The 13,935-nt window shown below is 66.3% G+C and carries 13 protein-coding genes; 10 read left to right on the top strand and 3 right to left on the bottom strand.

The annotated features are described in order from the left end of the window. Positions 1–231 precede the first annotated feature (231 nt). Positions 232–1,374: a hypothetical protein gene (locus AVMA1855_RS14295; protein ID WP_284426217.1), complete on the top strand. Its 1,143-nt coding sequence runs from the start codon at positions 232–234 to the stop codon at positions 1,372–1,374. A 48-nt stretch (positions 1,375–1,422) separates the two neighbouring features. Continuing rightward, positions 1,423–2,286, top strand: a complete 864-nt coding sequence (locus AVMA1855_RS14300; RefSeq protein ID WP_284426218.1) for a DNA adenine methylase — start codon at positions 1,423–1,425, stop codon at positions 2,284–2,286. Between the two features lie 275 nt (positions 2,287–2,561). Here AVMA1855_RS14300 and AVMA1855_RS14305 read toward each other — a convergent pair whose 3' ends face one another. Beyond that, positions 2,562–2,900, bottom strand: a complete 339-nt coding sequence (locus AVMA1855_RS14305; protein ID WP_284406653.1) for a PsiF family protein — start codon at positions 2,898–2,900, stop codon at positions 2,562–2,564. A 117-nt stretch (positions 2,901–3,017) separates the two neighbouring features. On the opposite strand from AVMA1855_RS14305, the gene argS reads away from it, so the two are divergent. The 6 genes from argS (at position 3,018) to AVMA1855_RS14335 (ending at position 9,318) form a co-directional block, all read left to right on the top strand. After that, positions 3,018–4,727 carry an arginine--tRNA ligase gene (gene argS / locus AVMA1855_RS14310; protein ID WP_284426219.1) on the top strand — a complete coding sequence of 570 codons (1,710 nt, stop codon included), beginning with the start codon at positions 3,018–3,020 and terminating at the stop codon, positions 4,725–4,727. A gap of 12 nt (positions 4,728–4,739) precedes the next feature. Next, positions 4,740–5,387, top strand: a complete 648-nt coding sequence (locus AVMA1855_RS14315) for an SPOR domain-containing protein (protein WP_284413356.1) — start codon at positions 4,740–4,742, stop codon at positions 5,385–5,387. A 57-nt stretch (positions 5,388–5,444) separates the two neighbouring features. Continuing rightward, the gene (locus tag AVMA1855_RS14320) at positions 5,445–6,104 is read left to right on the top strand and encodes a thiol:disulfide interchange protein DsbA/DsbL (RefSeq protein WP_284426220.1); all 660 of its coding nucleotides are present in this window, start codon (positions 5,445–5,447) and stop codon (positions 6,102–6,104) included. Positions 6,105–6,207: 103 nt separating this feature from the next. Then, on the top strand, positions 6,208–6,861 hold the full coding sequence (lptA, locus tag AVMA1855_RS14325) for a lipopolysaccharide transport periplasmic protein LptA (protein WP_272565719.1): 654 nt from the start codon (positions 6,208–6,210) through the stop codon (positions 6,859–6,861). Beyond that, a complete protein-coding gene (gene lptB, locus AVMA1855_RS14330) occupies positions 6,861–7,643 on the top strand; it encodes an LPS export ABC transporter ATP-binding protein (RefSeq protein ID WP_284394373.1) in 783 nt (260 codons plus the stop codon). The genes lptA and lptB overlap by 1 nt, the downstream gene beginning before the upstream one ends. 88 nt (positions 7,644–7,731) lie before the next feature. Next, positions 7,732–9,318 (top strand): RNA polymerase factor sigma-54, encoded by a 1,587-nt coding sequence (locus tag AVMA1855_RS14335; protein ID WP_284426221.1) that lies wholly within the window; start codon positions 7,732–7,734, stop codon positions 9,316–9,318. A gap of 28 nt (positions 9,319–9,346) precedes the next feature. Here the strand turns inward: AVMA1855_RS14335 and AVMA1855_RS14340 are convergent, their stop codons facing one another. Both AVMA1855_RS14340 and AVMA1855_RS14345 read right to left on the bottom strand, forming a co-directional pair. Next, on the bottom strand, positions 9,347–9,892 hold the full coding sequence (locus AVMA1855_RS14340; RefSeq protein ID WP_284426222.1) for a TspO/MBR family protein: 546 nt from the start codon (positions 9,890–9,892) through the stop codon (positions 9,347–9,349). Positions 9,893–10,105: 213 nt separating this feature from the next. Beyond that, the gene (locus AVMA1855_RS14345) at positions 10,106–11,968 is read right to left on the bottom strand and encodes a methyl-accepting chemotaxis protein (protein WP_284426223.1); all 1,863 of its coding nucleotides are present in this window, start codon (positions 11,966–11,968) and stop codon (positions 10,106–10,108) included. Positions 11,969–12,174: 206 nt separating this feature from the next. On the opposite strand from AVMA1855_RS14345, the gene AVMA1855_RS14350 reads away from it, so the two are divergent. Continuing rightward, the gene (locus AVMA1855_RS14350; protein WP_284426224.1) at positions 12,175–13,446 is read left to right on the top strand and encodes a THUMP domain-containing class I SAM-dependent RNA methyltransferase; all 1,272 of its coding nucleotides are present in this window, start codon (positions 12,175–12,177) and stop codon (positions 13,444–13,446) included. Beyond that, positions 13,436–13,915, top strand: a complete 480-nt coding sequence (locus AVMA1855_RS14355; RefSeq protein WP_284426225.1) for a putative toxin-antitoxin system toxin component, PIN family — start codon at positions 13,436–13,438, stop codon at positions 13,913–13,915. Before AVMA1855_RS14350 ends, AVMA1855_RS14355 begins: the two co-directional genes overlap by 11 nt. Positions 13,916–13,935 lie beyond the last annotated feature (20 nt).

Below are 13,935 nucleotides of genomic sequence, written 5' to 3' on the forward strand. Positions count from 1 at the left end.
AGGTTGCTTCACCAGCTTCACCGCTTCCCGTTTGAACTCGTCCGTAAATGCTCTTCTCGTCCTTGGCATGTTTGCCTCCTAAACACATCATGTCATTCGATGTGTCCGGGAAACCGGGGGAAGCCCAGAAAGCGGTTGCTTGTCCTGGCACAGGACGTGGCAAAAGAAGGGGTGAGTCCTTTCGACCTACCGTTGGTATATCCAGCGCCAAGTAAGCCCTGGCAGTACGTAATGCTTGAGGGCAACCGGCGACTTCTTGCTCTCAAGCTTCTCTTGGAGCCGTCACTTGCTGAAGGTTCAGAGATATCCGACGGCATCAAAAAGCTCAGCGAAAAGCATCTCAAGAATGTCCCCAAAAGCCTGTTTTGTGCAGTAGCACCGGATCGGAAAACCGGTCTAGTTTGGGTGCGTCGCAAACATGGAAAGGGGTTGGACGGCGCCGGCACTGAAGATTGGGGCGCTGTAGCACGCGACCGTTTCGATGCGGAGATGGGCTATCCAACCCCCTATCTGGATGCATTGGACTACGTCCGTACACAAGGTGCCGTTGCACGAGATGTCGCAGACAAGATTGATTCTGGGAAGTTCGCGATCACCACTCTCGGCCGGATATTGGGTGATGACACTGTCCGAGAGAAATTGGGCATCGTGCTGGATGACGGCAAGCTCAAATCAGACTCTGATAGAAAATGGCTTACTTCCGTGCTCGCTGAAATCGTCACTGCCATCGCCACTGCTAAATTCGAAGGAGAGAAATTTAACGTTCGAGCTATTGATGATCAAGATGGGAGAGAAGCCTTCGCAGAGAAGCTGCTTGCTAAGTTCCCCAAGCCACCCAAGGGCAGCAAACCGTGGGTGGTCGACAAATCTACGCCCCCGCCAAGCGCGCAGGCTGCAACCCGTGAGACCAAAGTCAGGCAAGCCGTAAGTAGCAAAGACCGCAAGACGCTGATCCCCAAGGACTTCAAGCTCAAGCTGCCTCAAGGCAAGGTCAACGATGTTTATCATGAGTTGAAGACGCTGAACATCTTCAGCTACATCAACGGTGCTTCAGTCTTGCTGCGTGTCTTCTTGGAGTTCGGCGTTGACCGATATATGCGTGACTTCGATGTGACGCTCAAAGCAGGTGTAAACGAGACCCTGTTGAACAAGCTGAAAGCTTGCGTCAAGTACATCGAAGACAACAAACTTATGACAGTGAAAGACCTCAAAGGCATCAGCACCGAGTTGGCGAATAGGCATTCGTTCGTTTCGCCTGAAACGCTCAATGCCTATGTCCACAACCCGAGCTTCAACGCTGACACAGATATGCTGAAGCAAACATGGAATCGACTGCAGCCTTTCGTGGCAGCCCTGTGGGCACCGCACCCCTGAAAATAGTGCTGGCCAAGGCCACTGCTTCTGTCTAAGATCGCGGCCGAAATGCGATTCAGTACCCCACTACGTTACCCCGGCGGCAAGGGCAAGCTCACTGGCTTCTTGAAGCTCATCGTCGAAGAGAACGACTTGCTTGATGGCTGCTACGTCGAGCCCTACGCGGGTGGCGCATCGATCGCGTTTTCCCTGCTGATCGGCGAGTATGTTTCTGAGATTGTTCTGAACGACTTCAACCCGTCGGTCTACGCCTTCTGGAACAGTGTTCTTAACCGAACTGACGCGCTGTGCCGGATGATCGAAGAAACCGATGTATCGATGGACGAGTGGTACCGCCAAAAGGATGTTCAAACCAATGCACAGCAGTCTTCGCTTCTAGAGTTGGGGTTCTCCACCTTCTTCTTGAATCGAACTAACCGCTCGGGAATCATCAAGGGCGGTGTTATCGGTGGCAAGCAGCAAACGGGAACTTGGAAGCTCGACGCTCGCTTTAATAAGCCAGATTTACTGAGCCGCATTGAGCGAATTGCGCGCTACAAATCACGCATCCGGCTGTTCAATCTCGACGCCAAGGATTTGATTCTTGATGTATTGCCTGGTCTGCCAGACAAGACGCTGATCTATCTTGACCCGCCTTACTACGTCAAAGGCGCCGGACTCTACGAAAGCTATTACAAACATGTCGATCACGTCGAGATAGCGGATCTGGTGATGTCCTCCATCCGTCAGAAGTGGATCGTGTCATACGACGCGGCACCAGAGATAAAGAGTCTGTACGGCAGTTGCAAAGGCATTACTTACGGCCTGCGCTATAGCGCCCAAGACCGTTACGAGGGAGCCGAGGCAATGTTCTTTTCGAACTCACTCACCATTCCCGAGATCGACGTTCCAACCATGCTCAAGGCTGCTTGATCTTGATGAGGCGTCCACATCATGACCCGGAGAGCTGGTCTTTTGCATGATCTGTACGTGGGAAAAATGCAATGCCTTGGCATGTTAGCGATTTCGTCTGGGGTTTGATCGGATTAGGCTTGATCCTAGGTTCGCTGGGCCGTATCCCGCCAGCCAAGTTCGCCGCCTTGCATCGCTCAGAGCGTCATGGGCGAATGCTACCTAATAGCGGCCGCGCCCAGCAAAAAGCCCCGCTGTGCGGGGCTTTTTGACGAGAGGGCGGACCGGCGGCCGGATCAGGCGGCGGGCTTGTTGCTCAGGCACTGCTTCATGAAGGCCTTGCGCTCGTCGCCCTTGAGCGCCTTGGTCTTGGCGTCGGCGTTGCAGGTGGTCATCTTGCCCTGCTGGGCGGCCTGCTTGTCGGCGCTGAGGCAGTCCTTCATGAAGGCCTTGCGTTCGTCGCCCTTGAGTGCCTTGGTCTTGGCATCGGCGTTGCAGGTGGCCATCTTGCTCTGTTGAGCAGTGGGGGCCTTGGCCGGCGCGGAGGCGGCGGCTGCGGGGGCATCGGCGGCATGCGCCGTGGCGAAGGAGAGGGCGAGGCCGGCGGCGGCCACCACGGAGAGCAGATTCTTCATGTCGTGTTCCTGCAAAAAGTGGATAGGAAGCCCCCCGTCGACGCGCACCCCGCGAGGCTGTTCAGCATAACGTCATGGCCGAAAGTTTGGATGACGGGCGGCCCGTAGAATCGCCGCATGCTCTCCGTCAAACAGGAATTGCTCGCGGCGCTCGCCGGCGAGCTGGAAAAATTGTCGCCCGGCGCTGCCGGGCGTGCTGCTTTTGAATCCCCCAAGGTGGCCGCGCACGGCGATTTCGCCTGCACCGCCGCCATGCAGCTGGCCAAGGCCGCCAGGCAGAACCCCCGGCAACTGGCCGAAACGCTGCGCGAGGCCCTGCTGGCCACGCCGGCCTTCGGCCGCTGGGTCGAGGCGCTGGAGATCGCCGGCCCCGGCTTCATCAACATCCGCCTGAAGCCCGCCGCCAAGCAGGAAGTGGTGCGCGAAGTGCTGGCCGCCGGCGAGCGCTTCGGGCAACAGCCGGACAACGGGCGGAAGGTGCTGGTCGAGTTCGTCTCGGCCAACCCCACGGGCCCGCTGCACGTGGGCCACGGCCGCCAGGCGGCCCTGGGCGATGCGATCTGCAACCTCTTCGCCACGCAGGGCTGGAAGGTGCACCGCGAGTACTACTACAACGATGCAGGCGTGCAGATCCACACGCTCACGCACAGCACGCAGCTGCGCGCCAAGGGCTTCAAACCCGGCGACGACTGCTGGCCCACCGACCCCGAGAATCCCGCCAGCAAGGGGTTCTACAACGGCGACTACATCCAGGACATCGCCAACGACTTCCTCGCGAAGAAGACGGTGCAGGCCACCGACCGCGCCTTCACGGCCAGCGGCGACGTGGAGGATGTGGAGTCCATCCGCAACTTCGCGGTGGCCTACCTGCGCCACGAGCAGGACAAGGACCTGCAGGCCTTCAACCTGAAGTTCGACGAGTACTACCTGGAGTCGAGCCTGTACACCAGCGGCCGCGTCGAGGCCACGGTGAACCGGCTGGTCGCCAACGGCAAGACCTACGAGCAGGACGGCGCGCTGTGGCTCCAATCCACCGACTACGGTGACGACAAGGACCGTGTGATGCGCAAGCAGGACGGCTCGTACACGTACTTCGTGCCCGACGTGGCCTACCACATCTCCAAATGGGAGCGCGGCTACGCCAAGGTCGTCAACATCCAGGGCACGGACCACCACGGCACCATCGCCCGCGTGCGCGCCGGCCTTCAGGCCGCCGACGTGGGCATTCCGCAGGGCTACCCCGACTACGTGCTGCACACCATGGTGCGCGTGGTCAAGGGCGGCGAAGAGGTCAAGATCAGCAAGCGCGCCGGCAGCTACGTGACGCTGCGCGACCTGATCGAGTGGACCAGCAAGGATGCCGTGCGCTTTTTCCTGCTGAGCCGCAAGCCCGACACCGAATACACCTTCGACGTCGATCTGGCCGTGGCGCAGAACAACGACAACCCGGTGTACTACGTGCAGTACGCGCATGCGCGCATCTGCTCCGTGCTGCGCAGCTGGGCCGAGCAGGGCGGCGGCGATGTGGCGTCCCTCCAGGGCGTGGACCTGTCCGCGCTCGAAGGCCCGCAGGCCCAGGCGCTGATGCTGCAATTGGCCAAATACCCCGAAATGCTCACCGCCGCCACCGAAGGCGAGGCGCCGCACGACGTCACCTTCTACCTGCGCGACCTGGCCGCGAGCTACCACAGCTACTACGACGCCGAGCGCATCCTGGTGGACGACGAAGCCGTCAAGCGCGCGCGCCTGGCGCTCGTCGCCGCCACCGCACAGGTATTGCACAATGGCCTGGCCGTGCTGGGCGTATCGGCGCCAGCCAGAATGTGAGTGTTTACGGATATGACAAAACAGCAACGTGGGGGCACCGCCATCGGCTTCATCCTCGGGGTGGTCGTGGGCCTGGGGGCGGCGCTGGGCGTGGCCGTGTATGTGACCAAGGTGCCGGTGCCCTTCCTCAACAAGGGCGGTGCGCGCAATGCCGACCAGGACGCCGCCGAATCCCAGAAGAACAAGAACTGGGACCCGAATTCGCCGCTGTACGGCAAGAACCCGGCGCGCCCGCCCGTGCCCGCCAGCTCGACGCCCGCGGTGGCCGGTGTCGCACCGGCCCCCGCGAGCAACGCTTCGGTGCCGGCCGCCGTGGCCGCCGCTTCGGCGCCTCGGGGTGCCGCCAGCAAGCCGGCCGCCTCGTCCGATCCGCTGGGCGATCTGGCCAAGGCCCGGGCCGCCAGCGCGCCCGGCGGCGCCGAGCCGTTTGATTACTTCGTGCAGGCCGGTGCCTTCCGCACCCAGGGCGACGCGGATGCGCAGCGCGCCAAGCTGGCCATGCTGGGCTGGGAGGCCCGGGTGAGCGAGCGCGAGCAGAGCGGCCGCACCGTCTTTCGCGTGCGCGTCGGCCCCTTCACCAAGCGCGACGATGCCGAAATGCTCAAGGACAAGCTCGATGGCGCGGGCGTCGAATCCGCGCTGGTGCGCGTGCAGCGCTGAACTTTTCCCGCAGGCTGCCGCTCACAACCCTCTGACCGAACAAGGAGTGTCTTTTTCATGAAACGCCGCGAGTTTTCCCTGTCCACCGCCACGGCCGTGGCCGCTTCCGCCCTGACGCTGCCCCTGGCGACGCCCGCCATGGCCCAGGCCCGCCAATTCAAGGAAGGCAAGGACTACGTCAAGCTCGCCAAGCCCGTGGCCAGCGACGTGCCCGCCGGCAAGGTCGAGGTCATCGAGTTCTTCTGGTACAGCTGCCCGCACTGCAACGCCTTCGAGCCCACGCTGGAAGCCTGGATCAAGGCGGCGCCCAAGGACCTGGTCATCCGCCGCATGCCCGTGGCGTTCAACTCCAGCTTCGCACCGCAGCAAAAGCTGTACTTCGCCCTGGAAAGCATGGGCAAGGTCGGTGATCTGCACGCCAAGGTGTTTCGCGCCGTGCACGTGGAAAAGCAGGCCCTCAACAAGGACGACCTGATCTTCGAATGGGTCGGCAAGCAGGGCGTGGACGTGGCCAAGTTCAAGGAGGCGTACAACTCCTTCTCCGTGTCCAACCAGCTGCGCAAGGCCGCCCAGCTGCAGGAAGCCTACGGCGTGGAAGGCGTGCCCTCGATGGGCGTGGCCGGCCGCTACTACACCGATGGCACCATGGCCGGCAACATGCAGGGCGTGCTGCAAGTGGTGGAGTACCTCGCTTCCACCGCCGCCAAGGGCGGTTGAGTCCCCCGCTCCGTGCGATGCAAGCCCGCGTTTGCGGGCTTTTTCTTTGCTGCTCCCGGATCGCGCCAAGGGGTGGCTACAATCTTTGCAAGATTCGTGCCCTATGAGAAAACGCCTCCTACCGATCCTCCTGCTTGCCGCCCTGGCTTTCGCCATGGGGGGCGCCCGCGCCGAAAAGGCCGACCGCAACAAGCCCATGAACATCGAGGCCGATGCACTGCGCCACGATGAACTCAAGCAAACCAGCGTCTTCACCGGCCGCGTGGTGGTCACCAAGGGCACCATCCTGCTGCGCGGCGCGCGGCTGGATGTCCGGCAGGACCCCGATGGCTTCCAGTACGGCACCATGACGGCCGAGGCCGGCAAGCGGGCCTTCTTCCGGCAAAAGCGCGACACGGCGCCCGGCATGCCCGACGAGTTCGTCGAGGGCGAGGGCGAAGTCATCGAGTACGACGGCCGGGCCGATCTGGTGCGGCTCATCCGCCGCTCGGAACTGCGCCGCTACCGCGAATCCACCCTCACCGACGAGATGGCCGGTGCCCTCATCGTCTACAACAACCTGACCGACGTGTTCACTGTCGATGGCCAGAAGGCCGCCCCCGCCGGCAGCAACACCGCGGCCACGCCCGGAGGCCGCGTGCGCGCGGTGCTCTCGCCCAAGGAGACTCCGGCCAAGGCCGGGGCGCCCGCTGCGGCCCCCACCTCGCCGGCCCCCGCCCTGCGGCCCAGCGGCGAACTGGGCGGCGGCGCGAAGTGATGGCGGCGGCACACCCTTCCGACGCCTCGGCGGCCGGCAACACGAGCCGGCTGGAGGTCGAGCACCTGGAGAAGTCCTACGGCAGCCGCAAGGTGGTCAAGGACGTGTCGATGGTCGTGCAAAAGGGCGAGGTCGTCGGCCTGCTCGGCCCCAACGGCGCGGGCAAGACCACCTCGTTCTACATGATCGTGGGGCTGGTGCGCAGCGACGGCGGCGACATCCGCATCGACGGCCATTCGGTGGCCGACATGCCCATCCACCGCCGCTCGCGGCTGGGCCTGTCCTACCTGCCGCAGGAAGCGTCGATCTTCCGCAAGCTGACGGTCGAGGAGAACGTGCGTGCCGTGCTGGAGCTGCAGCGCGACGAGAACGACAAGGCCCTGAGCCGCGACGAGATCGAGTCGCGCCTCACCGCCCTGCTGCAGGAGCTGCGCGTGGAGCATCTGCGGGCCTCCCCGGCCCTGGCGCTCTCGGGCGGCGAGCGCCGCCGCGTGGAGATCGCGCGGGCCCTGGCCACGCAGCCGCGCTTCATCCTGCTCGACGAGCCGTTCGCGGGCATCGACCCCATCGCCGTGATCGAGATCCAGCGCATCATCGGGTTCCTCAAGGCGCGGGGCATCGGCGTGCTCATCACCGACCACAACGTGCGCGAGACCCTGGGCATCTGCGACCACGCGTTCATCATCAGCGATGGGCGCGTGCTGGCGCGGGGCACGCCCTCCGAGATCGTGGACAACGCCGAGGTGCGGCGCGTGTACCTCGGCGAGCATTTCAGGATGTGAGCATGGCGTCCACGCTGGTCATCGTGTTGACTGCGCTGCTCCCCGCGGGGGCTCTCGCGCCTCGGGGCGGCCCGGCGGCACCGGTGTGATGAAGCCGGGGCTGTCGCTGCGCGTCTCGCAGCATCTGGCACTCACGCCGCAGTTGCAGCAATCCATCCGGCTGCTGCAGTTGTCCACCCTGGAACTGTCGCAAGAGGTCGAGCAGATGCTCGACGAAAACCCCTTCCTCGAACGCACCGCCGAAGAGGCCGCGCGCGAAGAATTCGGTCTGCCGCAGGCCGATGCGCCCGTGAGCGAGGACGACCGCCACACCGAAGAAGCCATCTATTCCGGCGCGCCCGGCGAGTCCAGCGCGGCGGTGGAGCCCTCTTCGGAGGGCGATGCCGCGAGCGCCGCCGAGGCGCCTGGCAGCGCCGACGCCCCCGACTGGGAAGGCGACGGCACCGTCGAGATGGCGCCGGACGACGGCGAATGGGGCGGCGACGCCCCGGCGCGCACGCGCACGGCCGGCGAGGGCGACGAAGCCGACGCCACCGAACTGGCCCGCAGCCACGAGTCGCTCACCGCCTACCTGCACCGGCAGGCGCTGGGCCTGCGCCTGTCCGAGGTCGACACCGCCGCGCTGCGCTTTCTCATCGAGTCGCTCAACGACGATGGCTACCTGGACGAATCGCTGCCGTCGCTCGCCGTGAGCCTGGCGGGCGAGGACGACACCGAGCAGGTCGAGGAGCTGGTGCACCGCTTCACCGTGGCGCTGGGCCTGCTGCAGAGCCTGGACCCGGTGGGCGTGGGCGCACGCGGACTGGCCGAATGCCTCACCCTGCAGCTCAAGGCGCTGCGCGAGGACGGCGAGGGCGACCCCGACGTGGTGCAGACCGCGATGCGCATCTGCCAGCAGCCGCTGGAGATGCTTGCGCGGCGCGACGTGCGCCGCCTGGCGCAGGCCTGCGGTGGCGGCGAGGAGCGCACGCGCGCGGCCATGGCGCTGATCGCCCGCCTGGAGCCCCGGCCCGGCCGCGCCTTCGCCGAGGTGGAGCGCAACATCATCGTCCCCGACGTCATCGTGAAGAAGACCGGGCGCGGCACCCAGCAGAACTTCAGCGTGCAGCTCAACCCCGATGTGATGCCGCGCCTGCGCGTGCACGACATCTACGCCGGCGCGCTGCGCGGCAACCGCGGCGGCGAGGGCCACCAGGGCCTGCAGCAGCGGCTGCAGGAGGCGCGCTGGTTCATCAAGAACATCCAGCAGCGCTTCGACACCATCCTGCGTGTGTCGCGCGCCATCGTGGACCGGCAGAAGAACTTCTTCGTGCACGGCGAGCTGGCCATGCGCCCGCTGGTGCTGCGCGACATCGCCGATGAGCTGGGCCTGCACGAGTCCACCATCAGCCGCGTGACCACGGCCAAGTACATGGCCACGCCGCAGGGCACGTACGAACTCAAGTATTTCTTCGGCTCGGGCCTGGGCACCGAGACCGGGGGCAACGCCTCCAGCACGGCGGTGCGGGCGCTCATCAAGCAGTTCGTCTCGGCCGAGAGCCCGGCCAAGCCGCTGTCGGACAGCCAGATCGCCGAGATGCTGAAGGAGCAGGGCATCGAGTGCGCGCGCCGCACCGTGGCCAAGTACCGCGAGGCGCTCAAGATCGCGCCGGCCAACCTGCGCAAGGCGCTGTAGCGCCTGCGCCGCGAAAGACGCCGGCCCCTCAGCCCAGCAGTTGCGGATTCAGCCGCCAGACCGTGAAGTTCAGCGCGGCGGCGAAGGTGATCCAGGCCAGGTAAGGCACCAGCAGCGCCCCGGCCAGCGGCCGCAGCCGCCAGAACGCCACCAGGGTGGCGGCCACGCAGCACCACAGCAGGCCGATGTCGGCCAGCGCCCAGGCGCCCTGGTGCCACTGGAAGAACAGCCAGCTCCACAGCGCATTGAGCGCCAGCTGCACGGCGAACAGCCACAGCGCGCGCCGGCGCAGGGCCCTTGCGGGCTCGCGCCACACCAGCCAGGCGGCGATGCCCATCATGGCGTACAGCGCGCTCCACACCGGCCCGAACAGCCAGGCGGGCGGTGCCCAGGCCGGCTGGGTGAGCTGGGCGTAGAACTGCGGCGCCTGGACCGATGCGATGCTGCCGACCGCAGCAGCCACGAAGGCGATCGCGAGCCAGCCGGCCAGGGCGAGCCAGGTGCGTGGCGTGAGGGGGGCTCGGCCGGGGCGGGCTGGCGCCGAAGGGGTGCGCGAGGGCAGGGTGGGGGTCATCGCGCCATCATGGCCGCCAGGGGGCCTTGGCGCCGTCAGCGAAGGCCGAAAGAAGGGCGCTCGCGGGCTTGAATGCCACCCGGCGCCCTGTCCTTTCTCGCTGATTGGGGCTGCCACGCCCCAGGCCTGAGCCCGATCGCCATGCGGTCGGGTGATTTTGCTATCAAATATATAGCTATATGCCCTAGTGTTTATTGTGCTGGAGGCCGTTTTTTATCGCATGGTCAGGGCGCGGTTCGTTCCGGCCGCCGGACCGCCCCGCGACGGCGCTGCGGCCCCGTGGGCGTCGAGCTTGAAGCCGGCGACCGCATCGGCCAGCTGCGCCGCCTGCTGCTGCAGCGACTGCGCGGCGGCGGTGGCCTCTTCCACCAGCGCGGCGTTCTGCTGGGTGGACTGGTCCATCTGGCTCACGGCGCTGCCGATCTCGGCGATGCCGGTGCTCTGCTCCTGGCTGGCGTTGCTGATTTCGGCCACGATGGCCGTCACGCGGCGCACGCTGTCCACCATCTTGTCCATGGTGGCCCCGGCGTCCTGCACCAGCTTGCTGCCGGCATCCACCTGGGTGACCGAATCGTCGATCAGCGCCTTGATCTCCTTGGCGGCGGTCGCACTGCGCTGGGCCAGCGTACGCACCTCGCTCGCCACCACGGCGAAGCCGCGGCCCTGCTCGCCGGCGCGGGCGGCTTCCACGGCCGCGTTCAGCGCCAGGATATTGGTCTGGAAGGCGATGCCGTCGATCACGCCGATGATGTCCACGATCTTGCGGGCCGAGGCATCGATGCCGCCCATGGTCTTCACGACCTGGCCCACCACGGTGCCGCCGTGCGTGGCGATCTCCGAGGCGCCCGTGGCCAGCGTGTTGGCCTGGCGCGCGTTCTCGGCGTTCTGCTGCACGGTGGCGGTGAGCTGTTCCATGGCGGCCGCCGTCTCCTCCAGCGAGCTGGCCTGCTGCTCGGTGCGCGAGGACAGGTTCTGGTTGCCGCTGGCGATCTCGCTGGTGGCCAGGCGCACGGATTCGGACGAGGCGCGGATCTGCACCAGCACCGCCGCGATCTTGTCCACGAAGTGGTTGAAGGCGCTGGCGATCTGGGTGAGTTCGTCGCTGCCGTGGGTGGACAGGCGGCGCGTCAGGTCGCCGTCGCCCGAGGCGATGTCTTCCAGCGCATCGCGCACCACGCCCAGGCGGCGCAGCTGGTGGCTCACGGCCACGGTGACCAGCGCGACGGCGGCCACCACGCTCAGCAGGGTGATGACGATGGCCACTTTCAGCAGCGCGCTGACCGATTGCGTGGCCTCGGCGCGGTCGATGGCGATGGCCAGCGTCCAGGGCGTGCCCTGCACCTTGGCGGCGTAGAGCATCTGTTCGGCGCCGTCGATCTGCACGTCGGTGCGCTCGTTGCGCTCGGCCAGGCGCTTGATGAGCGCGGCGTCCAGGCTGCCCGAGATGTCGGAGACGGGCTTGAGCGCCATGCCGGGCTTGGCATACGCCAGGATCTTGCTGTCGCCGTCCAGCAGGAAGGCGAAGCTCTTGGCGATCGGGTGGATGGCGTTGACCTTGGCGGTTACGGAATCGAGGTAGATGTCGGTGGCCACCACGGCCGTGGGCTGGCCGGCCGGGCCGGCGGGCTCTGCGAAGGTGATGGTCAGCTTGCCGCTGCTCGCGCCCACGTAGGCGGGGGTGATGACGGGGCCGCCCGCCTGCGCTGCCTGCTTGTACCAGGGGCGCGAGGTGCCGTCGTACCCCTCCGGGACCTTGGTGAGCGCCATGTGGCGCTTGTCCGCATAGGTGAAATACACCAGGTCGAACGCGCCGGCCTGCTTGATGGCGCGCAGCATGGGCAGCGGGTCCGGCTGCTCGGTGGCGACCTTCAGGGACGAGGTGATCCGTTGCTTTTCGCGCACCCATTCAGCCACTTCGTCGGCATGCAGGCGGGTGAGCCCGCCCACGTTCTCGTCCAGCTGCGCCAGCGTGTCCTTGCGCACCACGAAGAAGGTGACCAGCGCCAGGGCCAGCAGCGAGAGCACGGTGATGGCGACGCAGATGCCGATGAGGCGCGCACGCAGGCTTTTGAACATGGAGTACCTTTGCAAATGGATACACACAAGGGTTCATTCTGACCATTGGTTGACCCGGATCAAATGCCAAGTCGAGGGTTCTGCTAGGTGGAAACCCTGATGCCTCGGAGGGCCCGGTCCTCCGCACGCCGGCCATCCCCGCGGCAGGTCCCTGCGGCCCCTCGGCCGCGCAGCGGGGCTGCCAGCGCGTATCCTCGGGGCCGTCTATGAACCAACTGCAACTTTTCCTGCCCTGCGCCGCCGGCGTCGAGGGCTTTCTGGCCGACGAGGTGCACGGCATCACCGGCCTGACCGGCCAGGACCTGCTTACCGGCCGGGGCGGCGTGCTGCTGCGGGCCTCCTGGCGCGACGCGCTGATGCTCAACCTGCACAGCCGGCTCGCACAGCGCGTGCTGGTGCAGCTCGGCCACCGGCCGTACCGCTCCGAGAACGACCTGTACGCCGCCGCGAGCGAGGTCGCCTGGGAGATCTGGTTCACCCCGCGCCAGAGCTTCAAGATCGACGTCACGGCCCAGCACAGCCCGCTCACCAGCCTGAACTTCGCCGCGCTGCGCGTGAAGGACGCCGTGGCCGACCGCTTCCGCGCCAAGACCGGCGTGCGCCCGGACGTCGACACCCAGTGGCCCGACGTGCGCATCCACCTGCACCTGACCACCGACGAGGCCACGGTGTACATCGACACCTCGGGCGAGCCGCTGTTCAAGCGCGGCTGGCGCGAGGACAAGGGCGACGCCCCGCTCAAGGAGACCCTGGCCGCCGCCATGATCGCGGCCACCGGCTGGGACCCGCAGGGCGACGTGCCGCTGTACGACCCCTGCTGCGGCAGCGGCACCGTGCTGATCGAGGCCGCGCAGATGGCCTGCCACATCCCCGCCGGCATGCAGCGGCGGTTCGCCTTCGAGAAGCTGCTGCCGTTCCAGGCCCATGTCTGGTCTGCTATCAAAAATGAAGCAGAACAGGCAATCAAACCGCCGGCAGTGGGCATCTTCGGCTCGGACGTGTCGCACCGCATGGTGGACTTCGCCCAGCGCAACGCCGAGCGCGCGGGCGTGGCCCAGGCCATCGAACTGCGCGGTGGCGACGCGCTGCAGCGCATGCCGCCCACCGCCCAGCCCGGCGTGATGCTGCTGAACCCGCCCTACGGCGAGCGCATTGCCGCCGCGGGCACGGCCGGGCGCAGCGCGTCCGAGCGTGCCGGCCACGTGGAGCGTGCGGGCCGCGAGACGGCGCAGACCGAGGACGGCGGCGAATTCTTCAGCCAGCTCGCCACGCACTGGAAGAAGAACTTCTCCGGTTGGCAGGGTTGGATGCTCACGCCCGACCTCAAGCTGCCCGGCAAGATGCGCCTGAAGGAATCGCGCCGCGTGCCCATGTGGAACGGCCCCATCGAGTGCCGCCTGTTCCGCTTCGACATGGTGCGCGGCTCAGCGCGCGAGCGTCCCCCCCGGCCCGTGGAAAGCCCGCCCGATGCGGGTTGAGCTGCGCCTGCCGGCGCAAGCCGCGGGCGGCGAGGTCCCCCGCGCGGTGGTGGTGGACACCAACATCGTGCTGGACCTGCTGGTGTTCGCCGATCCCGCCGTGGCGCCGCTGCGCGACCTGCTCGCCCAGGGGCGGCTGCAGTGGGTGGCCACGCAGGCCATGCGCGACGAGCTGGAGCGCGTGCTGGCCTACCCGCAGATCGTGCCGCGCCTGGCGTTCTACGGCCTGGATGCCGCGGCCGTGCTGGGCGCCTTCGACGCCCGGGTGCGCGTGGTGCCCGAGGCGGCGCGCGTGCCCTCGGTGTGCAAGGATGCGGACGACCAGAAGTTCATCGACCTGGCCGTGGCGCACCGCGCCATCCTGCTGTCCAAGGACAAGGCCGTGGTCTGCATGCGCAAGCGCCTGCTGGCGCAGGACGCGCACGTGGCGACCGTGCTGGTGCTGGAACCCGCGGCGTGCGCCGCTTGAGCCTGCTCACGCCACCCGCC

This window comes from Acidovorax sp. SUPP1855 (assembly GCF_030158955.1).
In the GTDB taxonomy this organism is placed as follows: domain Bacteria; phylum Pseudomonadota; class Gammaproteobacteria; order Burkholderiales; family Burkholderiaceae_C; genus Paracidovorax.